This window comes from Tunturiibacter psychrotolerans, assembly GCF_051013365.1.
GTDB lineage: Bacteria > Acidobacteriota > Terriglobia > Terriglobales > Acidobacteriaceae > Edaphobacter > Edaphobacter psychrotolerans_A.
In genome coordinates, this window is record NZ_CP132941.1 from 5,297,205 (window position 1) to 5,319,564 (window position 22,360).

Here is a 22,360-nt window from a genome sequence, read left to right on the forward strand (position 1 = left end):
GCCAAAACGATTGCGGCCGGGTTGAAGAAGGCGACAAGTAGATCGTTGAGGAAGTTTAGATCATTAATACAAACGCCGGACGAGCTCAGCGTAAAAGAGGGGAGTTCTTAAAACATCCCCTTTCTACCCGAGGGGAGCACGTGCTGAATCGCAATTGAACGAAGCTTCCGCTACCTTCCTCGAACACGCGAGGCATCGGCTAATATGAAACTCGCAAATGCCGAGGCGCCCGTTTATCAACAATCACTTTTGACGGGAATTTGACAAAGCTGCCCTGGTGGTTAGAGTGTCAGACCCAAGGCATTCCAGGAGAATCCCATATGGCTCTTTTCGACCGGTGGCTAAACCGGCATGACTCTCAAGGTCTGACTGCGTGTCAGAAGCTGACCAAGCTGGGCCTTAAGAATTTCGACGGAACTTTGACTGCTGCCGAAATCGCGGTGCTCAATGATACGGCGAGCCCGTTCGATCTACCGTCGCCTGAGGACACGGCAACGCGCCCTGAAGGTCCCTACGACGAGAACACTCCACGCCCCAAAGTACGAGCGAACTTTTTGTCCTGGCTTGCTACGGCTCCGGAAGCCCGACCGTACATCCACGCGAGGGGGCTTCGTGTCTATTCTTCGACGATTACGGGGGACCTGGATTTAGGTGAGCACCTTCAGCTTCCGGCTCTGGACTTTCGTCGCTGTACGATGACGGGCACGCTCAGGTTGGAAGGATCGGAGACCCGGGCCGTGAATATCGCCGATTGTTTGCTGTCCAAGGGCATAGATGCGGACGGAGTTGTCGTGCATGGTCCAGTACTTCTGTATCGGACACAGTTCGACGCCGAGATTCGATTTATCAACGCTACGATTGAAAGCAACCTGGAGTGCCATGGTGCAAAGCTCAACGCCGAAAATGATGCGCTGAGCTTGGACAACGCGACGATAGAAGGGGATGTTTACCTGGCCGAGGGCTTCGAATGCCATGGCGAGGTCCGGATGCTGGGCACGACGATCCATAAGTCCGTGACGTGTACGGGAGCAAAGTTTTTGGGCCAGAAGGATGCCTTGGCGCTCGATAAGGCAAGCATCGGCGGCAATCTACTTCTAAACGGAAAGCTGCAATCCATCGGCAAAATCCGCCTACCCAACTGCCACATTAGAGGCGATCTGATTTTTATCGGTGCTGAAGTGGGCGAGGTGTTATGCCACAACATGGATCTCTCAGGAGACCTGATGTGGTGCGGCATTCGAAAGACCCCGGCGACACGCCTATATTTGCGGGGAGCGCATGTGAGAACGTTGCGGGATGACGAGGCAAGCTGGCCCGCGGACGGAAGACTAGATTTGAATCACCTTGTTTACGGCGACCTGATTCTGCATGAGGATCTTACCGAGAAGCAGCGAGAGGAAGGAGCACTCTCAGATGTGCCAGCTCTCAAAATTGAGCGACGCATTGCATGGCTAAAGCTCCAATCTGCTACGAGCCGCTTGCAGCCGCAACCGTGGATCCAGCTGGGTAAGCATCTGGAAATGGTCAAGAATAAAGCGGGCGCAAAGCACGTTCTTTATCAATTCCGCTGCCTGGAGGCGCAGGATAGCTGGTGGTTGAAGCGACGCGCGAGGACAGCTTTTGCGTGGCTGGAAGAGGTTCCGGCGCGTGTCACCTATTCCATTTTTCTGACGCTACTTGTTGGCACACTCATTTTTGCCGGAGCGAATCGCAGCGGGGCGATGATTTCGACGGCCCGAGACAAGGACGGGCAGCCGCTAGCAAGTGCTGCGCTGAGGCGCTACCCGCCGTTTCAACCCTTCATCTACACACTTGAGAATGCGGTACCGCTGGTAAAGCTGGGAGTTGACGATAAGTGGACGCCAGATCCGGCTCACGCCGGGACCGCATCGTTCCCGCAAAATTCCTGGGTAAACTGGCTCGGGTGGTTTAACTACTATTGGTTTTTAGCCGCCAGCAGATGGGTGATTATCCTGCTTGGCTGGTTTCAGGCTGCTGTACTCGGCGCTGCCCTTACGAACCGATTCAAATCGTAAATAGAATAGCCTTTGAGGAGCCGTGGTGGTGTCGAAGCTATCGATGGCGGTTCACCATCTCCGGCGCCAGCACCACACCTCAGATCATCGAGGGCTGTCAGGAGGGACAGAACGGGATCATCCACACTGGCAGTCGCACAGTCGTCATCTTGAACGACAAGACGTCCGGCTATACGAGCTCTACTGGTGCTGGGAATCTGTTCTGCGAGAACTGCATCTTGGGAGGAAGCACTCCTATCGTTCTGCAATCGAGCCAGAGCTTCTGGGCTCGGCAGCTGAATCAGGAGCAGCCTCTAACGGCCAAGCTGCAATGCAATGGCTGCAAGATGTGGATTCTCGGCTACAAGACGGAGCACAACGGAAGCGACCTGGTCCTTACCGGCGGAGCGTCGGCGGAGATCTATGGAATATCTGCCCTCGGCAACCCCGGCGGCGGCCCCAACGGCACGATGTTTCAGATCACCGACTCTAGTCTGTTCTTTACAGGGACCGCACTCACTCAATGCACGATCACCCAAGGCAGTGGCGCTTGGAACAACCAGTTCACAACTGGGTGACCGAGATTCGACTGGGTGTGACTCAGAACTACGGCGTTCTGAATGCCACGACGGTCGGAGGCACAGAGAACCTCGGTTCGTTCTACTCGTTCGGTGCTTCCGGAGGGGGAGGAAATGTTCCGCTACCTCAGCTGTTCCAGCTCGGCAATTTCATCAGACGTGGTCGCTTCAACTAACCAACACAGAGCCCCTCCTTCAATGGAGGGGCTTTTTTCACGTTTGGCTCACGTCTTACTCCGGTATCGAGGATCTGGATATTTGTCCATTCGAACTGCAATTGGCAATTCAGTCGTGGAGTCGCACGGAAACAATACGATGTTCTTGACTTCTGTTCCTCTTAGTCCAGTGCTTACACAGAACGGCCATTCTTTGGCCTTCGTATTTGGAAATCCGTCGTTGTAGGTGATCTTTCCCGTCACTATCACTTGTTGCCTACCGGCTTTAGTCGCGACCTCGTCGAACTTCGGAACATTCACATTTACGGCAGTCCCGCCCGAAACCAGACTCTCAGATTGGTCTTCTGTCCAATGCATTTCGATCACGCGACTATGTTGGATATCGCTGATGTCAAGTGTGGACTCGTGAATAGTCCCTGTGAGATGTCCGGGGGGAATATGGCCGGTATTAACAATGATGAATTTAATTCTCTTGTTGGGCACGTCCAGGACTTCACCAGTAGTTTGGAGGTAGGCACGCTCTGAGATGTGTAAGGCGTCCTTGGACGTCTCTGCTGCACTCTTTGTGGCGTCGGCCTGGGCACCCAACTTATCAACGGCACTATTCACTCCCAGGCTGATATCAGCGGAACTCTTCGAGAAACGGTCCGCGGCATCGTTGATGCGGTCGGCCGCGTCTATGAGGTGTTGAGCCTGTCTCCCGCTATCGATTGCGTTTTGCTTCGCGGTACGAAACTGAATGGTCGAAACTGCAAGGTTGCCCACCGTCGCAATGGTCACGATGATGCCGAAGACAATCGACGATTGGTTCGTTATAGTGCTGGCTTTGAACCGACGCCATAGATAGCGGTTCGGAATCTTCTCTCGGGTTCTCTTCTTCTTCGGTGGCGGCGGAGGGGGTGGGACGCCTTTCTCTGGATCGCCGCTCGTCTGCTCGCTCATGCCCGCAAGTCTAGCATTTGCAATAACGCGATCAATTTCCACATATTCGCCTTTTGTTCGCTTTATAATCTCGACATGAGACGCACACATCCCCTTCCCACCGAAGCCAGCCTCTCTGACAAGTGTCCATCCTGCGAGAAGCTGATCCGTCCGGCCGAGATCGTCCGACTAACCTTCGACTACTCAAAATGTCCTCACTGTGGCACGGTCTATGCCACCGTAGACATCTGGGGAAACAGCCGAGCAGCTGTTTCCAATAAGTGATCAGACATGGGTGGGGAGCGAGCGTCGACAACACGCATGAGGGCATCAGGCGAGATCTGCTGTTCCTGTAAGAAACTGCTAGATCGTCTGCCATGGTCTGGAGGTGAAAGGTATTGCGATACCTGTGCAGCGCAGCGCGCGCCGAAGTATAAGATCTACATGCACTTCATGCTCATAGGTCATGGATGGCTCTGCCAGTTCCTTGAGCCTGACCTGAAGACTTCACTCCCTCGCAAGTTGACCTTCAAAGAACCAGACAAGAAACGCGAAATGTTTGAGAGGTTCAGCATTGAGAAAGGACAGGTAGACAGCCAAGCACTTGAATTCGGAATCAATCAAGGTAGAGGGTCGATCTATCTAAGCCTTACGCGCGATCAGTATCTAAAGCTGAAAGGTACAAAATGATGGACCACAACAAACTATTAGCTCTATGGAACACTGACGACTTTCCAGCTTGCCCGGAAGGGATGATGCTGGCTCAGGCATATCTGATCAGCTGTGGTGAGGGAGTTAATCGTTTGGGCACTGAGGAACCCTTAGACCGCCTGAACGACATCCAAGCTTGCTACATGGCCCTGGTCGAGCACGGTGAGGACTGTGATTCTTGTAACGAGGTATGACGATGACAGTCCCATTAGATGACAATAAGACACCTGGTCCTCACGTAGTTCAGGTCAGTGATCCAATCGTTACCACAGTCGAGCCGGTTCCTTCCGTAGAGATGAGAGATGAGGAGCCTTTCATGCTGCGTCCGCGAACAGATGAAGAGATTGCCGACTACGATAAGGGATTTGAGTGTGGTCAGAGTGGTGGGCAGAATGACGACACCAAGAGCGCAGCCTGGCAGAGGGGCTGGGCAGAGGCTCAGGAGTAGAGATGGAAGTAAGTGTTGTGATTGAACGTAATGCAAGCGGAAGTCTTCAAGTTGAGATACTGCCGTTTTCTACCGCAAAATCATGGACGAAAATATACGCGACAAAAATGCTGTGTCTGGGCGAGCTGTTTGCCTTGGGTTGGCTATTGGCTCCTGAGTTTTTAGACGCTCAAGCTAGCGAGCTCGACATTCGTGATCGCCCCCTCATTTTCAGGAAGGACATCGATATCGATATCGCGAAGGCCGTCGGATTTGTGGCATTAGAAGATTCTCAGGAGTGACCAGTAAAAACCACGTCTCACGCCTAGAACAGGCGAAGACCTGAGAAACTGTCGTGAATCGAAATCAGAATTATTGGGAAAATTATGTGCGGACGCTACGAAGCTGGTCAAAAACAGAAGATCGCTGAGGCGTTCCACGTATCCGTCACGCTGAATGACTCGTACTTCGGCGCGAACGTCGAGTGCGCTCCCGGTTCTATACAGCCTGTCATCTGCATGAAGGATGGTGAGCGCCAGATTATCGAGATGCGCTGGGGCTTCAAGTTCCCAGACCGTCTCGCGTTCAATGCGCGTTCGGACAAGCTGACGACCTCGCCATTCTGGAAAGAGCGCCTGACCCAGCGGTGCATCATCCCGGCAAGTTCGATGCTGGAGTGGAAGAAGACAGCTTCAGGGCCGAAGCCAAAGTATCGTCTCTCAGTGAAGGGCCGTCACGTCCTGGGAATGGCTGGCCTGTGGGGACCGTGGAAGAATCCGAAGACTGGACAGTGGGAAGATACGTTCGCAATCATCACGGACGACCCCAACACAAAGATGAGTGAGATACATGACAGGCAGGCCGTTATCCTTGAGCCGCGTGAGTACGCCGAATGGCTGAGCGAGAGCGAGAGACCGCCGCTCCATCTGTTGCGCATATTGCAGGATGAAGATCTGGTAATCGACCCGATTCAAACGGAAGCGGGAGGAGTGAAAACAGAGCCGCCACAATTGGGGCTGTTTAGCTAGTAGATGTCTGACAGCGTGAATGGGCAAACTCTCAAGACTAGTAAACTCCCCTAATGAGTGACCTCGATAACCTACCCCTCGAAATTAGACTTCAACAACTGCATAAATATGAAACTCACGGATCGCCAGAACCCTTGCAAGAGGTGTTGCTCCGCCACGTGATCCAACTCACAAAAGATGTGCAAAGACTCACCGCCACGACTGAAGAACTTGAAGAACAACTCCAAAAGAGACCTGAAGGTATGAATATTGACTAACTGGATTCGTGTTCGGTCGCTCGAAAGACACAGCAGGTATGATCATTAAAGCAGGCTGTGTTTGACTTCCTCCTGTATCGGTTCGCGGCTCAACATTGGTCGCCGAACAAGGCAATGCCCCGGTTGGTCCGACATTGAGATTCGGAGAGAGCATTGCAAACCCTATTACACATATCCATGTACGCCACCGCCATCGTTGCCTTCAGTAAATTGAGGCATCTCAACATCAGCGTCTCATTCCCAATTCACATCCACATCCCAGCCACAAAGAAGAAGTGATCATAAAAAATGGCCATCTCGAGTAGGGATGGCCACTTCGCATGTCTAGGCTAGAACGATCGGGAGACAAAGTTAGCTTCATGAGTTCGTCTCGGCGCTGATTGAGTTCATCGAAACGCTTTGTTTCTGCCGAGGTGTTCTCGTCGATCTTGGCCACTAGCTCTCCGAAGTGTCTCTTAGCCTGAGCTTCCTGACGCTCGAAGCCACGATCGAACGTTTCTCCGAGTCGGTTGATGCTTTTCTTCAACTGTTCCAACTCTTCCATCGGCTCACCTTGTCTCATCTTCTGCAAAACCTGCATGTACGGATGTGGGAACTCATGTCGCAGTATTCCTCAATAAGTTCTGAGAGTCGTAGTTCTATGTCCTCGTCACCGGCCCTGGTGACGGCTCGGCCGGCACAGGTCAGGAATCTCTTCGCAGCCCTCAAACCCACCTTGCAAGCGCCAAATTCCTTCATCATCAGAAGCGCCAAGACTTCTTCACGTTCCTGGTTCATTGCTTGATGCGCGACCGATCGTAGCCCGCGTAGAGCCAGAACACAAGAAATGCTATGAGGGCGAACGCTCCGTGGTGATGTCCATCGCGATACAGGAAGATGATGCAGCCGATCTGAAGCAGCAGGAGGAACGTTGACCCTCTAGCAAGCGACTTGGTGTATCTGGGTTCCTGCTCTCGCCCGCCGTCAGCTGTGGGAATTCCCAAATTCCCAAACAGTCCAGCACCCATGAACCCGTCAAAGAAAGCGTCCTCACCTATCCTGCTTAGGTCTTTCGAGCCGTGCATTGCGAATGGCCAGCGCATTGTGGCAGGATAAACGCCAACTGATGCAAGAACAAGATCCTTAATTTCAATTACTTAGCCTTACTTCGTGTAAGGCGGCAGATTGGACTACCCTGCTCTCTTTCAGCATTTCCTGACCTTTCGCCTCCGCTTTCATCCCGTCCCGCGTGTTGGCCAAGACGTGGCCGAGCTCGTGGGCAACGATGTGTCAAGGCTGCGCTTCGGCAGCCTGGCTGATCGGGTGGAGAATGACCCAGCCCCGCACGTAGGTGATCTTACGATCCAGGTCGGTGAGCCCCATGATCTGTCCGTTGACGGCCTTCGGGAGCCCGACATCAGCTCGATCCGCTGCCACACTGACTCGTCACAGGCGACGATCCGCGTCCAATCCGAGGGGGAGTGAAATCCACCAGGAGGGGGTTCACGACGCTCACTTCATGGGTGCATTCGACCGGTGTAATGGTCCCATTTCCGAAGGTTGAGTAGTACTTCGTCTTGGCGGCGTAGAGCAGGGAAGCAGTGCAAGGAAAACACATGATCTCCGTTTTGCCGGGAAATATCGTGGTACGGTTTTCTGTCTATGGTACGGTTTGCCGGTGTAATGGGGGTCAAAAGGTGGAACTTGCGAGACAAGCGAGACAAAAGGGGTCTCCGCTAATCCTCTTATTTTGTTGTATTTAGTTGATTCTAGGAGTTTTAGGTAGGATTATGGCGGAGAGACAGGGATTCGAACCCTGGATACCTTGCGGTATACACGCTTTCCAAGCGTGCGCCTTCAGCCACTCGGCCATCTCTCCACAGCATTTATGAGCCTTTTTGAATCTAACACAATTCGAGGCTCGTCATTGCCTCACACTTGCGTTGGTCCTCATGGTGTCTGAGCATTTATGTTTTGCTTCATAGCAGCGGATGGTTTTAATTCGATCGGTACACCCTGCGCTAGATAGCGACGGAGCGTTGATCGATCTCCCCAGTTGATCTGCCATCCACGATCGATGGCCACCAAGATGTATCGTCCCGGAATTACATTTTCTATGTCAAAACTCCCGTCTGTATTGGTCTGGTCTTGCCGTAAGAAATCAATCGAATCGGGCTCTTCGATCGTGATAGGGACCAACAAGGCCATTGCGCCGACCACAGGCTTTCCTTCAAGCGTTGCGATTCCGCTAAGATGCGCGCGGCCACTCGCAACATGTACTGTAAGAGTTGTCTCACCCGCTGATACCGTAACGTACCGCCCTGAGGCCTGGGCTCCCTTGGCGCTTAGTCCAGTGAGATAGATGTTCGGTCGTCCCTGCAAAACGACCTCGTAACGTCCTGGTGGAACCTCAATGATGCGATCTGCGGTCGGGTTTCTCGATTCGGTGCGGCCAGCAAATCCGCCTTCGCCGCCCAGAGACGAAAATGTACCACGCTGGGTATCGGTATCGACCAGACTGACGCTGAGGCCACCTCCGCGTCTGCCGCCGAACTCCTCCGCAGCATCGGAAGATCCATCGATGTGAATCGTAATTCGGGCAATGTTGCTCGACGGAGAACCTAGATCAAGTGTTCGAACCGAGTTCGCTGTCACTTCAACGATTGTTGCGTGCCGCTCCTGGCCCGGCGTTGCCAGCCTCACCTGATAGAGTCCGGGAGTTAGACCGCCAACATCAAATTGCCCATGTGAGTCCTGACTGGTCGTAATCGGAATTGGACGTGGACCGTTTGAACCCGGAGCAATCTCTTCGACCATCGGAAATGCCGGTCTCTGGCGGCCGTCGACTGTCTCGGCCACGAGAGACGGTGGAACTATCTTCAGATGAATGGAAGGGATGGGAACGAGATGAAAATCTGCTTCACGCGTGTCGCCGGCATGCAGAACAATCGTCTCAGAGGTCGCAGCATCGTTGGTGCCTGGGAACCATGTCAGGGGGTATGCGAAGTCGAGCGACGGATCGACTGCCGAGGCTCCGCCTTGTTGCGCGACCTGAGCGTACCAGGGGTGCGCCTGCACCGCGATGCGATAGCTTCCCGGGGACAGATTGGTTAACTCATACGCACCCCGGTCATCGGTTTGGGCGTACGCTCGCGCAGTTGCAGCAGTCTGCGGACCTCCCGGAGCGGGCGGCGGCACTAAGTGAAGTGCGACTTGCGCGTCTCTTACGGCATCCCCAGCTTCATCTAGAACGAAACCTTTGATGCTGGCTTCAGGACTAATTGTGAATCGGATATCGATCGTCGGCGAGTCTGCTGTCAGCACAACAGCGGAAGCAAAAGCACCGTGCTCTTCATAAGCCTGGCTGACATAACCTCGGGCGCTCGCTCTGAGATTCCAAGCTCCAGCCGTCGGAAGCGTTATCGAAAAACGACCATGGTCATCGGCTTCGAAGCTGTCGGTCGACACAGGGGGGCGGCGGCGATTGCCAAAATTACCGGACATCTCCGGACTCGGCGTTAGGCTGCAATGTGGTATCGGGCTCCCATCGACACTGCTGACAACGATGCCGGTAATTCCATACTGCGCGGCAGAGTTATGCTTCGCTTCGGGTTTCGTCTGCGCTCGAGTTTGGGTGTGCCCGACGCCTCCGGATAGCGCAGCAGCAAAGACCAGACAGGCAGGGCGAACCAACCTCCGTATCATGGAGTCACCTCGGCGGCCGGCACAGCGTCGAGGTTCAACGTGGGCTTGTCGCCGACGTTGATTGTCACTGAACTTGCGTGATTGTCGAATGGAGACAGGCTACCAGGCGTGCGGTAGTCCACCGCGTGCTGCCGCTCAAACGCGATCGCCTGATAGCTTCCCGGCGGAAGATGAGCAAAGTTGTAGCTCCCGTTCGAGTTGCTGCGGGTGCTGTAATTCGCTTGCGCACTCGGCCCGCTCGGAATCAGATAGACCCAGGCTGCCGCGGGGTTGCCGTTGAGCTTTACCGTTCCTTGCAGACTGCCGGTCTCGCTGCTGACAGTAATGCGTATCGGAATACCTGAGGCTCCAGGTGCGACAACGAGATTTTGCGTTAGTAAATCGGAGTCGCCATAGCTGGCAGACTCGATATACCACGCGCCGGTGTTGCGACCAACCAATCGATAGTTGCCGGGCGGAGCCAGGAAGAAGAACGTCTGATTGGTCTTGGACGACAACCCCACCCCTGCGTAGCCGCCATCTGAATCGGCCTGTTCACTGTTCAGTACGAGTCCAAACTGGGACAGCCCTGGTGCGGTACTATCCGTATTTGAAGACCCATCGACCACTAACTCCAGCGGAATGGAGGGCACAGGAGAAAATCTTAAAACCACTCCGGAGATGTCGTGATCCGGAACCGTGATTGTGGTCTCGGCCATCTCGGCAGCATCCGCGTTTGCCATCAACCTCGCCGTCAACGTATACGTTCCCTGAGGTAGTTGTATCTTCGTCTCGTCGCCGTTGCCCGCGGTCGAGTTCACCTGTAGAGTGCCTCCATTGCTGGCGCGGGCAGAGATTCTCATGAAGCCTCGATCGGACTCAGAATGCGATATTCCGACGGTGTGCGTGGGGCTCACGGTCGGCCGTAGCTCAAAGTTTTCTTCCTCTCCACTGTGAATCCTGATTGACTGTGACGCATCGCCGGAGCCGACACTCGGAACGGCGAAAGGAAGCACAGCCTCACCAGTAGTGCGATCCCGCAACACGTAGCGGGTTTGCAGGCGGTACTGACCTGCTGGCACAGGAATTCGAAAACTTCCATGCGAGTCCGTTTGACCCTGACCCACCGGCATCCAGCGACGCGCGGAGTCGTCGTAGATGCTCCTCATCGCGCTTACCGAAATACCAGAAAGTGGAGTTCCGTCGGGAGCCAGTACCACGCCGGTGAGCAGCGCCTCCGGGTAGAGGCGAAGTTCGAGCGGTATTGCCAGTTGGGAGGATTGTAGATAGAGATTGCCGGCATCACCGTACTCTGGGCTGGCATAGAACCCGGGTTTGCTTACGAGAATATTCCCGTTAATTTCGGCGTTCTGCTCGAACCTGAACTTGCCCTCGCTATCGGTCAGCACAGCTCGGCTATTGAGTCGAACCAGAGCTCTGCGAACGGGTTGGTCCGTGACGGCGTTGATCACTCGACCTGTTACCAGGTCCGGCACGCCCGAGGAAGCAATCGATGTGCCTAGTCCTGCACCGGAAGCAGTCTGGGCGTCGCAGGTGGCTTGGCGACCGAGCAAGATACAAACCAGAGTTAGAAAGGCAGGCATCGAACCGTTGCGTAGAGAACGGCAAGCGGTTCGGTATGGAGACACGACGGGGCACCTCGCCAGAGATAAGACGTCCTTAACTCATATTAGTGAGAACGACGATGATTCCGCCAGATTTCTGGCTGATCTCTTTCGTTGATGGGGCGAAACGCACGCAACTCGAACGTGGAAGGCCGGGAGTCGCCGTTACGTCAGCCTCTTTCAGATTCGGTCAGAGAGTTCGCGTCGATCTTTGCGAGGGATTCCAAGAGATGTTTCGTATACAAACCGCTTGCTACAAACTTCGCTCCATCCCTCATCATCATCAAGAGAACCTGTTCGCCGTCTTTATCGATACACGTAACCTCGTCGAGATCGACGACACGATTCTGTGCTGGCAGGCGACCTTGACTGACTCGCCAATTTTCTGTCAGGTCCTCTAAAAACGATGATGTCATCCGACCTTGAAGCACCCACCGCTGCTCCGATGAATCCTCGGTCATCGTAATTCGTAACATCTTGCTCGTCCTTACAAACCGCTGTGTCGGTGAGGTCCTCCGGGTGCAAACTACATGACTGGTTCTCCGGTCTGGATTGCAAGGACCGAGGTCCTAGGCATAATTTGCTCCCCCAAATACATCCAAAGCTTCGCTTACGTCGTCAGTATGACTTATCACTTCTAGCAATCCGCATTCCTAAAATGCGATGAGACTCTATCTTTGGTGGCAAAAGCTATTTACATCGATACATATCGTCGATGCTCTCGGAAGGCATGCCGATAAATTGGCAGCATGCCAAAGCGTTGGCACAAATATGGTGGAGTTCTTCAGGATTTTCTGGGACGTGAGATTCCCAGCTTCTGCATTCGAAACTGCAAGGTGGGACGCTTTAGTCCAAGTCTTGCGGCAGCACCATTCGGGCCTGCAAACACCCAATTGGTTTGCTCCAGGATGGATAAGATATGCTTTCGTTCGATCTCTTCCAGGGTCGTGGCTCCATTTGTTTGGGCGCTCATTTCGGCGTTCTTCACCTTCAGGCCATCCAGTGGCACCTGAAGTTCTGGGCCTTTCGATAAAATGACCGCCCGCTCGATGACATTTTGGAGTTCTCGAATATTGCCGGGCCACGGATAGCTGACCATTGCATTCATCGTGTCTGTCGAAATGGTATCGATCTCTTTCGACATGTTGCGCGCAAAATGTTGGGCGAAGTGTCTGACGAGAAAGGGGATGTCTTCCTTGCGCTCTCTAAGGGGCGGGACATGAATGGGGAACACGTTGAGTCGATAAAACAAGTCGGACCGAAAAGTTTGCTCTTCCACCATCGCGCTGAGATCGCGGTTTGTGGCTGCGATCAGGCGTGCATCGGTGCGTAAGGTTCGCGAGTTTCCCAACCGTTCGAACTCTCGCTCCTGCAGGACACGAAGCAGCTTTGGCTGGAGTTCCAGTGGAATCTCACTCACTTCGTCGAGAAATATGGTCCCCTGCGACGCCAACTCGAATCGGCCCATTCTCTGAGCGATTGCGCCGGTGAATGCTCCTTTTTCATGTCCAAAGAGTTCGCTCTCCAGCAAACCGGTAGGAATTGCGGCGCAATTCAGCTTTACGAAGGGATGGATGCGACGGCGGCTGAGGTTGTGCACAGCACGAGCGATGAGTTCCTTTCCGCTTCCCGTCTCACCCTGAATAAGAACTGTTGAATTGGTCGGCGCGACAGCTTCAACTTGGCGCAGCACCTGTCGAAGCACAGCGCTGTTGCCAATGATCTCCTCAAAGTTGAGCTCGCTGCGAATCTCATCTTCAAGGTAGAGCTTCTCCTGCGTGAGTTTGTCTGAAAGCTCGGTAATGCGTCGATAGGCAAAGGCATTGTCGATAGCAATAGCTACTTGACCCGCGATCTGCGAGAGAAATTCAACATCCTCCCGCAGGAACGCGTTCTTCTGCGCCCTGACTAAACACAGGACGCCTAACACATTCCTGCAGCGAAGCAGTGGAAGCAAGCAGATACTGATAGCGTCCTCTCCGTGGTGAAGGGTGTTGCCAAAAGCCGATCGGCTCCATTCTTCAATATTTCCAATCCAAGGTTTTCCGGAGCGAAAGACCTGCCCAGCGAGCGAGCCTTCGAGCGGCTTCGACAGATCCTGAAGCAGCTCGCCTTTCCCATCTGGAAAATCCACCGCATAAAGTTGGAGATGCTCCGCGGTTGCATCAGGCAGGATCACGGCCACGCCTTCCAGCCGCATGGTCTTGCGAATATTTGGCGAAACTGAGCGGAGCATTTCGCCCAGGTCGAGATTGGACACGACGCTATTGTTGAGATCAAGAAAAAGATTGAGCTTCGTTTGTTCGCTCTCCAGCTGAGCCCTGGCAGCCTCCGAGTGTGCGAGATTCAACCTGTCATCAATGGCTAGCCCGACATAATCCGCCAGGAAAAAGAGAAGACTAACCTCTTTCTCAGAAAAGCCATCGTCTTGCTTCTTCGCAAAGCAGATAGCTCCGAGTCCAGTGGGTGCTCTATTGAGAGGAAGAAGGCAAAGTGACCGGTTGCCGTGTGCACGGAAGAATCGAAATACGCCAGGAAATCTAGCCTCCCGATCCAGTGAGGTGACGACCACTGGTTTCGGGTATCCGGATAAGAACTCCTCGATTTCAGCTTGCCATTGCGGCAACTCTGGTTCGAGATTGATGGTGAGCCCGTTAGCGTCGACCGCATACCATGACGAATTGCCACCAGTCATGTGAACCAGAGCGGTGGTATTTGAACCTGCGACGGAAGATAGTTCAGCAGGCAGGGAACAGAGAAGTCGCTCGGGATCGCGATAGGCATCCAGGCTTCGTGCGAAGCGCAAAAGATCCCCGATCTGTTCGATCTCTGGGGCGGTATCGACCGAGGACACGTGGCGAAGAGGTGAACTCCTCATACCGGGCTCTTAATCTCCCTTCTTCCATCGATCTTTGATAGATGAAGTTACAGGCGATAAGGTGGCAAGCCTTTACAACATCGACGTAAGACAGCCAGTCGGGTCGGCTGGGTCACATACGACTGCCAATAGTTTGGCATGCAGCCAATAAGCTGGCATTGAAAACTGTGTTTTAGCGAGGACCGGCTCTGATCGCAAGTGCACTCCCTTCGTCATCAATAATTTACAACGGAAGAGGTATTGATGTTTCTGGCACTTCGGTTGCTTAGGGTGAATCAACTGTTACGCCTCATCTTTCGTCAATCCTAACCAGCAGCTTTATTTAGGGGGATCCGGATGCATTTGGAGGAACACACCGAACCGGCACCGAGCTTCAGACTCGATGTTCCGCTGCACGAGCTACTTACCAAACCCACCCCAAGCCTGCCGGGGCTACAACCCATCGGAACGCCGCAGACTTTTCCCGATCCCGTGTTCCCGCAGCACCCCGAACTTCTAGCTCCAATCGATTGGAACGCTACCTGGGCACCTCCAGAAAAGCGCAAATGGGGCCCAGGACAGATCTATCACGCGATGCAGGGGTGGCTTTTTCCTTACATCCGTTCAAGAGTCACAGAGGGTGACTTTCACCCGCTTATCTCCTACCTCTTTACCGAGTTCAAGTGCAATCTCGATTGCCACTACTGCTGGGCTTTCGACAATAAAGTGAAGGGGATGAGTGAGGATACGGCGAAGCGATCGATTGATTGGCTTCACGGCACCGGCTGTCGCGTGCTCGCCTACATGGGAGGCGAACCTCTCCTCAGGCCTGATTTGATTCAGCGCATTACCTACTACGCGGCGAAAAAGAACTTCTGGATCTATCTCCCGACGAACGCCCGCCTCTTGCGTACGGATGTGATCGACAAGTTAGCTGACGCAGGCATGTCCACCTTCAACATCGCCGTCGACGCGGTTGATTTGAAAGAAGGTCTGCCGAAGGCGCTCGTCCCGATACGCAAACAGTTCGACTACCTCGTGCGCAAGCAGTACGGTTATGGCTATTCCGTGTTCCTAAACATCAATATTTGCCGAAACAACCTCGATGACGTTCGGCAGTTAACCGAAATAGCGCACGATAACGGTATTGCTACGGATTATCACATCAACGAATCACCGCTGCTCGAGCAAGACGAGCACTTCAAGCACGCGGCCAATAACGTAACTTACATCACGAAGGACGATTGGCCAGCTGTGGAAGAGACGATTCAGTGGCTGACCGAAAAGCAGGACTCCGGCTACAAGATGGTGAACTCGAACGCGCGGCTTTGGCAGATGGTCGACTTCATGAAAGGGAATCACTTTCCCTGGAACTGCCGCGCCGGGCAAAATTCAATGATTATTCGCGTCGACGGAACCTTGGCACCATGCTTCCCGATGTATACGGCAAGCTATGACTGGGGCGTGGTCGGCAATCACAAATTCGAGACCAAACAACTCGATCACCAGAAAGAGACCTGCCAGACCCACTGCTTCTCGACACTCAACCATATCTTGGGCTGGTGCTACAACGACCAGCGTGTCATCAAGTATTTCTTCAAGCAGCTCGCGAACGGCTTCCAGGGAGCGAAGGGCCAGATGTAACGCCGAGCGATCCCCAATCATCGACACGATAAAAGAAACGACACCGTAAGCATAAGGAGATGCAAATGCCGGGAACCGAAGAGATCGTTCAGACAGACTTCGAAGTTGAGATTCAGGCTCGTATTGACGCGGAACGGGCACGCCTTCGTGCCGAAGCAGGACTTGCGCGCATGCGCGAGTTCAAGAAACCTGTCGAACGAACGTTCACGGCAAATGAGCGCGACTATGTCACGATTCTCTTTGGTGGACTCACGTGGAAGCACGAGGAGATGATCAAAGCCGTATTCCACGGCAGTGGCTATCGGTGCGAAAACATTCCCACTCCAGTGGTCGCCGATTTTCAGGCAGGGAAGGAGTTCGGCAACAACGGACAATGCAATCCGACCTACTTTACTGTAGGCAATCTAGTTCGCCATCTTCAAATGCTCGAGCAGCAGGGTCAGACACGCAAACAGATCATCGATAATTACGTCTTCTTCACGGCCGGTTCCTGCGGTCCATGCCGATTCGGCATGTATGAGGCAGAGTATCGATTTGCCCTTCAGAATGCAGGCTTCGACGGTTTTCGCGTTTTGTTATTCCAGCAAACGGATGGCATTAAAGCAGCGAGCGGTGAGCCTGGACTGAAGTTTTCCGTCGACTTCGGCATGGGAATGCTGAATGCACTTAACCTCGGAGATGTCATCAACGAGCTGGTATACCAAGTGCGTCCGTTTGAGGTGAACAAAGGAGAGACCGATCGAGTCATTCAAGACTCCGTGAAGACGCTGACTGATACACTCCGCGACCGCAAGCGCTGGCACATTATGGATGTCGCACCGACGTGGGCTAAACCTTATCTGGAGAAGAGTGGAAAGCTCGCGGGTATCAGCTGCACTCTTGGGAAGATCGGTCACAACCTATACGGCAAGGAATATGTCGATGCTCTTCATACTTGTCGCGACAGCATCAATGCGATCGAAGTGGACCGTCTGCGTGTGAAGCCGGTCATCAAAATCACCGGCGAATTCTGGGCGCAAACGACTGAAGGCGACGGCAACTTCAACATGTTTGCCTTCCTCGAGAAGGAAGGTGCGCAAGTCCTGGTTGAACCGATCGCGACTTGGATCGCCTATATGATGTACGTCGCCAAAGAAGGTGCGAAGGCCCGGGCGGATGCGGAGGCTCCTTATCGCGATCCCAAGTGGTATGAGCTGAAGAAGCGTCTCGCAAATGACTTCAAGGTCTTCAAGAAGACTGGAGGACTGAGCGCCGGTAGTGCCATGTGGAACTTCTTCTATCACCGCACGATCAAACACTTAGGAGACACAGCCCACCATCTAATTCCGCAGAAGGAGCTTTCGCGTCTGGCGCATCCCTTCTACCATCAACTCGCTCGCGGTGGTGAGGGTTACATGGAAGTCGGTAAGAACGTCTATTACACCGTGAACCATCTGTGCCATATGGTCCTCGCTCTCAAACCCTTTGGCTGCATGCCGTCCACGCAATCGGACGGAGTTCAGTCTCGAGTAGTGAACAAGTTCAAAGACATGATCTTCCTGCCGATCGAAACCTCCGGTGAAGGTGAAGTAAACGCGCATAGCCGGGTACAGATGGCGCTGGCAGAGGCGAAGGCTAAGGCTCGCGCAGAGTTCGACGGTGTATTGCAGCAGACAGGAAAGTCTCTCGAAGAGTTGCGAGACTACGTCGATCAGCATCCGGCTCTCAAACAAGCGCTTTACAAGGTGCCCCATCGGAAAGGTCTTGCTGGAACCGCTGCGCAGTTCGCGTGGCATGTGAGCGATTTGATCGACAAAGATGGTGCTTATCGTCGGTCAACTCGGGTTTCCGCCCGGTTACAGCGAGTCGCGTAGTCGGCGGCTGCAGCTTTTATCCACCACGTACCGATTGCGGAGGAGAACGGGATGCAGGAATTTCTGGTTGGCCTGGATGTAGGTTCTACAACTGTTAAAGCGATTGTGGTCGATGCCGCCTCCGATAAGACCATCTGGCAGGATTATCAACGTCACGAGACCCGCCAACCAGAAAAGGTTCTCGAGTTCCTGCGTCGGATGGAGGCCGACACAGGAATCTCGCCTGCAAATACACGCATTTTTATAACGGGATCAGGTGGTGGAACAATCGCTGAGATGATCGGCGCAAAGTTCGTCCAGGAGGTCCACGCGGTCTCGCTCGCGGTTGAGAAGCTGCACCCGGAGGTGTACTCCGTCATTGAATTAGGCGGTCAGGACGCGAAGATCATCGTCTTCAAAGACGATGAAGAGACGGGGCGTAAGAAGAAAATTCCATCGATGAACGACAAGTGCGCTGGCGGAACCGGAGCGGTCATCGACAAGATCAACGCCAAATTGAAGATACCTGCCGTAGAACTCGCTAATCAGGGATATCACGATATCAAGCTCCACAAAGTAGCAGGGAAGTGTGGGGTCTTTGCCGAGACCGACATCAATGGTTTGCAGAAGACCGGGACGCCGCCCGACGAATTGATGGCCTCTCTCTTCGAAGCTATCGTGTTGCAAAATCTGAGTGTACTGACTCGCGGACACACTCTACGTCCGCACGTTCTACTGCTCGGTGGTCCGAATGGCTTTATTCGGGGCATGCGAGAGGCATGGCAGACCAACATCCCACGCATGTGGAAGGAGCGGAAGGTTGAGATCCCCGAGGGCATGTCCCCGGAAGACTTGATTAAAGTTCCTGACAACGCTCAATACTTCGCGGCCTTAGGGTCGGTGGAGTTCGGCAAAGAGGAAGAGCCGGCAGTGGGGCGCTATCTTGGTGTTGAAAAACTTCTCTACTACATTGATTACGGTCGAGCCGAGGAGAAGGCTATCTCTGGAGGTAAAGGACTCGTTGCGGAAGATGCAGAACTTGTCAGCTTCAAATCCGCGTACAAGAAGAAGAAGTTTATTCCGGCTGAGTTTTTTCCCGGGCAGGTGGTGTCCGGATTTGTTGGTATCGACGGTGGGTCCACATCCACCAAGGCAGTAGTCCTTGGCAAAGACGGAGAAATTCTTTGCAAGACCTATCAGCTCTCGAATGGCAATCCGATTCAGGACACGATCGAGATGTTCGAGAAGCTGCGAGAGCAGATCGAGAGTAAGGGTGCAACTCTCGAGGTGCTCGGCGTTGGCTCGACGGGTTATGCGAAGGACATTATCAAGGACGTATTGAATGCGGATGTGGCGCTCGTCGAAACCGTCGCCCACACCGAATCTGCGCTGAAATTCTATGACGACCCTCACGTCATCGTCGATGTTGGTGGGCAGGATATCAAGCTCATCGTGCTCAAAGACGGTCGCGTCAAGGACTTCAAGCTGAACACACAGTGCTCGGCAGGAAATGGGTACTTCCTGCAGTCGACAGTAGAAGGATTTGGCATGAAGGTGGAGGAGTTTGCGGATCTCGCCTTTTCCGCTAAATCCATGCCGACCTTCGGATATGGATGCGCGGTCTTCATGCAGTCCGACATCGTCAACTTCCAGCGTCAAGGTTGGCGGTCGGAGGAGATTCTGGCGGGTCTCGCAGATGTGCTACCCAAGAATGTGTTCCTCTATGTCGCGAGTATTCCCAATCTCGCGGCGCTCGGATCGCGTTTCGTGCTTCAGGGAGGCACGCAGAATAATCTTGCGGTGGTCAAAGCTGAGGTTGACTTTATCAAATCCAGCTTCCGCGCCAACGGCAAAGAGCCGGAGATTATCGTTCACGAACACTGCGGTGAGTCCGGCGCGATCGGGGCGGCCCAGGAAGCTTTGCGTCTATGGCGCAATGGTCGGCAAACCACATTCGTCGGTCTCGAAGCAGTCGCTAATATTCGCTATCGCACTACACGAAACGAAGACACACGCTGCTACTTCTGCAAAAACAATTGCCTCCGCACCTTCATCGATGTCGATGTGACGGGGCAGCAAAACTCTGAACACAACCACGTTCACGCCGTCGCTGAGGATCGTGCCGCGACACCAGCCGAGGTTGCAGAAGTACTCAACACGTTGCCTCCGCTTGAACATATCCAAGCCAATCTTCCTCCCGTTGAATCTCATGGGTCTTGCAGCACAGGCAGCAGCCACAGCTCTCCCTCTGTGTTCAAGGCAAAGATAGAACCGCTCGTTCAGATCCAGCTCACGCCCGGATCAAACAAGGTTGTTGAACTGCCAAAGCCAATCGAATTCCAACCGCGCAAGACCAAGGTTCCTCTTCGAAAAGGCGAACAGCGCCTCATCATCGCGACCTGTGAAAAGGGGACTGTCGAGGACCTCGACGAGATGAAGGACATCAAGGCTGATATCGACGAGATTAAAGCCGTCAATCCCAACTACGTCGATATCGCGGCTCACGATGTCTTCCGTCAGCGTGATGTCGAGCTTGTCGCGGATGCCGTGCCAGTCACCAAGGGGCTATTCATCTCGAAGACAACGAAGGAACGGGCGTCACGAATGGAGCAGCGCAAAGACTTTCGTGTGGGTGTCCCGCGTCTCTTGAACACGTACACCTACGCTCCGTTCTTCAACGCATACTTTGCCAGCCTCGGACTGAAATCCGAAAACATTATTTACTCTGACTACACGACACCGGAGCTATACCGTGCGGGCGCAAGTCGAGGCGCCATTGACCCCTGCTATCCGTCAAAGATTGGTATCGCACACGTCTACAACCTGCTTGCGGTCAAGCATGCGAAGAAACCTCTTAATGCGATCTGGTTCCCAATGTACGATGTCCTGCATTCGCACCTTGTAAATCTCACTGGTTCAAACGCCTGTCCAACTGTGACGGCAACACCTGAGACGGTCAAGGCTGCATTTACGAAAGAGAGCGATATCTTTGCCGAAAACGACGTCCTCTACATCGATCCGATCCTGAACCTGCAGGATGAAAAGCTCTGTGCCGATCAGATGTTCAAAACCTGGGGTCCCATTCTTGGCCTCACCCGCGAGGAAAACGAGCGGGCCATTGCCGTCGGCTTCAAATCTTTGCAGGAGTGTGAAGCCGAAATCCGCCGACAGGCGCGAGAGACGCTCGATCAACTCGAACGCGAAGACCGCATCGGCATCGTCATGCTTGGCCGCGTCTACCATCACGACCCCGGCCTCAATCACGAGATCATGGAGGAGTTCCAAAAACTGGGTTACCCGGTATTCTCACAGAGCACGTTGCCTCTTGACGAAGATTTGTTGGACCGTCTCTTCGGTGATGAAGTTCGAGCTGGTCTGATCACGCATCCACTGGACATCAGCGATGTATGGAAGAATCGCTATTCGACCAGCACGAACCACAAAGTATGGGCGGCGAAGTTCACAGCCCGCCACCCAAATCTTGTTGCTCTCGAGGTCTCGAGCTTCAAGTGCGGCCACGATGCTCCCATCTACGGGGTCATCGAAGGAATCATCGAACAGTCGGGCACACCCTACTTCTCATTTAAGGATTTGGATGAAAACAAGCCCTCCGGTTCCATCCGCATCCGAGTTGAGACGATCGACTACTTCCTACGTCGCTATCGCGAGGACATCGTTAAGCGACGCACGGCTGAAGTGGGTATCGAAGCTCAACTTGCGGCCTTCGAACAATCGCTTCGTACCCAGGCAGGGAATTCCTACGAGATGGCGGTGGCAGGAGACTAGTTTTTGCGAGTCTCCGACCTCGGCCGCCTAAAATAGAAGCCCTAGCATATGTGCCAGTTCACGATCTGAATGCTGGCCATGAGTTGGTTAGCGCGATTCTCTAAACTTAGTGGCGCTTTCCAATATGAGGATGCCCGTGAAAAGATGGGGCATTCAGGTTTAGGCATGTTGACGAAGACAAGAATTGAATCGCGCGTGGGTGCTATCGTTCTCGCTGCCGGCAGTTCCAGCCGCATGGGAGAAGCGAAGCAACTTCTCCCAATGGCCAATAGTACCGTGCTTGAGCGAACGCTTGGAAATCTCATTGACTCCAAAGTCGATGAGATTGTTCTTGTACTGGGCTCCTCAGCGGAGTCGATTCGCGAGCGGCTTGCAGAGCGGCCTATGAAACACCTGAGAATACTCATGAATCCCGACTACGGTCAGGGAATGGCAACGTCACTACAGGCTGGATTGGCCATCTTGAATGAGAACATAAATGCCTCGTTGATCGTACTGGGGGATCAGCCATTCGTTCGGGCGGAGACGTTCGATCGAATTATCGATCGATATCTGCGATCTGATGCACAGATTGTGATCCCGATGTTTCACGGAGTTCGCGGCAATCCTGTTCTTTTGGATCGTTCGGTCTTCCTTGAGGTGATGGCGCTTCGGGGAGATATCGGTTGCAGAGCCATCTTTGGGAATCACTTGGATGGGATAGTCAAAGAAGAGGTAGACGACGTAGGAATTCTCCTCGACCTCGATAGCAAAGACGATTACGAGATGCTGCGAGATTTTGGGCAGGGAGATCTGCCTTCATCGTGGTTAGCGATGAAACTACAGCGTTCCGCTTCCTAG

18 protein-coding genes and 1 tRNA gene are annotated in these 22,360 nt (G+C 53.6%); 11 read left to right on the plus strand and 8 right to left on the minus strand.

The annotated features are described in order from the left end of the window. Nucleotides 1-320 precede the first annotated feature (320 nt). Together RBB76_RS22650 and RBB76_RS22655 are read left to right on the plus strand one after the other, a co-directional pair. A complete protein-coding gene (locus RBB76_RS22650) occupies nt 321-2,036 on the plus strand; it encodes a hypothetical protein (RefSeq protein ID WP_429630972.1) in 1,716 nt (571 codons plus the stop codon). Between the two features lie 149 nt (nt 2,037-2,185). Further along, nucleotides 2,186-2,593, plus strand: coding sequence for a hypothetical protein (locus RBB76_RS22655; protein ID WP_429630970.1), 408 nt, complete (start codon nt 2,186-2,188; stop codon nt 2,591-2,593). A 224-nt stretch (nt 2,594-2,817) separates the two neighbouring features. Here RBB76_RS22655 and RBB76_RS22660 read toward each other — a convergent pair whose 3' ends face one another. Then, complete coding sequence (locus RBB76_RS22660; protein WP_429630968.1) at nt 2,818-3,711, minus strand: hypothetical protein; 894 nt, start codon at nt 3,709-3,711, stop codon at nt 2,818-2,820. 1,006 nt (nt 3,712-4,717) lie between these two features. Here RBB76_RS22660 and RBB76_RS22665 point away from each other — a divergent pair. From RBB76_RS22665 to RBB76_RS22680, 4 genes are all read left to right on the plus strand, one after another. Next, nucleotides 4,718-4,849 carry a hypothetical protein gene (locus RBB76_RS22665; RefSeq protein WP_429630966.1) on the plus strand — a complete coding sequence of 44 codons (132 nt, stop codon included), beginning with the start codon at nt 4,718-4,720 and terminating at the stop codon, nt 4,847-4,849. A 2-nt stretch (nt 4,850-4,851) separates the two neighbouring features. Next, complete coding sequence (locus tag RBB76_RS22670; protein ID WP_429630964.1) at nt 4,852-5,130, plus strand: hypothetical protein; 279 nt, start codon at nt 4,852-4,854, stop codon at nt 5,128-5,130. A gap of 84 nt (nt 5,131-5,214) precedes the next feature. After that, entirely contained in the window at nt 5,215-5,856 is a 642-nt protein-coding gene (locus tag RBB76_RS22675) for an SOS response-associated peptidase (RefSeq protein ID WP_429630962.1), read from the plus strand. Nucleotides 5,857-5,909: 53 nt separating this feature from the next. Beyond that, the gene (locus RBB76_RS22680; protein ID WP_429630960.1) at nt 5,910-6,113 is read left to right on the plus strand and encodes a hypothetical protein; all 204 of its coding nucleotides are present in this window, start codon (nt 5,910-5,912) and stop codon (nt 6,111-6,113) included. Between the two features lie 226 nt (nt 6,114-6,339). Here the strand turns inward: RBB76_RS22680 and RBB76_RS22685 are convergent, their stop codons facing one another. The 6 genes from RBB76_RS22685 to RBB76_RS22710 form a co-directional block, all read right to left on the minus strand. Continuing rightward, nucleotides 6,340-6,693 carry a hypothetical protein gene (locus RBB76_RS22685; RefSeq protein WP_429630958.1) on the minus strand — a complete coding sequence of 118 codons (354 nt, stop codon included), beginning with the start codon at nt 6,691-6,693 and terminating at the stop codon, nt 6,340-6,342. Nucleotides 6,694-6,886: 193 nt separating this feature from the next. Next, a complete protein-coding gene (locus tag RBB76_RS22690) occupies nt 6,887-7,120 on the minus strand; it encodes a hypothetical protein (RefSeq protein WP_429630956.1) in 234 nt (77 codons plus the stop codon). Between the two features lie 262 nt (nt 7,121-7,382). Continuing rightward, the gene (locus tag RBB76_RS22695; protein ID WP_429630954.1) at nt 7,383-7,529 is read right to left on the minus strand and encodes a hypothetical protein; all 147 of its coding nucleotides are present in this window, start codon (nt 7,527-7,529) and stop codon (nt 7,383-7,385) included. Between the two features lie 354 nt (nt 7,530-7,883). Beyond that, nucleotides 7,884-7,971, minus strand: a tRNA-Ser gene (locus RBB76_RS22700). 71 nt (nt 7,972-8,042) lie between these two features. Continuing rightward, nucleotides 8,043-9,797, minus strand: coding sequence for a carboxypeptidase regulatory-like domain-containing protein (locus RBB76_RS22705; RefSeq protein ID WP_429630952.1), 1,755 nt, complete (start codon nt 9,795-9,797; stop codon nt 8,043-8,045). Beyond that, nucleotides 9,794-11,380 carry a hypothetical protein gene (locus RBB76_RS22710; protein WP_429630950.1) on the minus strand — a complete coding sequence of 529 codons (1,587 nt, stop codon included), beginning with the start codon at nt 11,378-11,380 and terminating at the stop codon, nt 9,794-9,796. Before RBB76_RS22710 ends, RBB76_RS22705 begins: the two co-directional genes overlap by 4 nt. Before the next feature lie 101 nt (nt 11,381-11,481). On the opposite strand from RBB76_RS22710, the gene RBB76_RS22715 reads away from it, so the two are divergent. Beyond that, nucleotides 11,482-11,802 carry a hypothetical protein gene (locus RBB76_RS22715; protein ID WP_429630948.1) on the plus strand — a complete coding sequence of 107 codons (321 nt, stop codon included), beginning with the start codon at nt 11,482-11,484 and terminating at the stop codon, nt 11,800-11,802. A gap of 383 nt (nt 11,803-12,185) precedes the next feature. On the opposite strand, the gene RBB76_RS22720 is transcribed toward RBB76_RS22715, so the two are convergent. Then, a complete protein-coding gene (locus tag RBB76_RS22720; protein ID WP_429630946.1) occupies nt 12,186-14,279 on the minus strand; it encodes a sigma 54-interacting transcriptional regulator in 2,094 nt (697 codons plus the stop codon). Nucleotides 14,280-14,615: 336 nt separating this feature from the next. On the opposite strand from RBB76_RS22720, the gene RBB76_RS22725 reads away from it, so the two are divergent. From RBB76_RS22725 to RBB76_RS22740, 4 genes are all read left to right on the plus strand, one after another. Continuing rightward, nucleotides 14,616-15,902, plus strand: a complete 1,287-nt coding sequence (locus RBB76_RS22725) for a radical SAM protein (RefSeq protein WP_429630944.1) — start codon at nt 14,616-14,618, stop codon at nt 15,900-15,902. Nucleotides 15,903-15,967: 65 nt separating this feature from the next. Further along, the gene (locus RBB76_RS22730) at nt 15,968-17,755 is read left to right on the plus strand and encodes a hypothetical protein (protein ID WP_429630942.1); all 1,788 of its coding nucleotides are present in this window, start codon (nt 15,968-15,970) and stop codon (nt 17,753-17,755) included. A 51-nt stretch (nt 17,756-17,806) separates the two neighbouring features. Continuing rightward, nucleotides 17,807-21,520, plus strand: coding sequence for a BadF/BadG/BcrA/BcrD ATPase family protein (locus RBB76_RS22735; protein ID WP_429630940.1), 3,714 nt, complete (start codon nt 17,807-17,809; stop codon nt 21,518-21,520). A 144-nt stretch (nt 21,521-21,664) separates the two neighbouring features. Next, nucleotides 21,665-22,360, plus strand: a complete 696-nt coding sequence (locus tag RBB76_RS22740) for a nucleotidyltransferase family protein (RefSeq protein ID WP_429630938.1) — start codon at nt 21,665-21,667, stop codon at nt 22,358-22,360.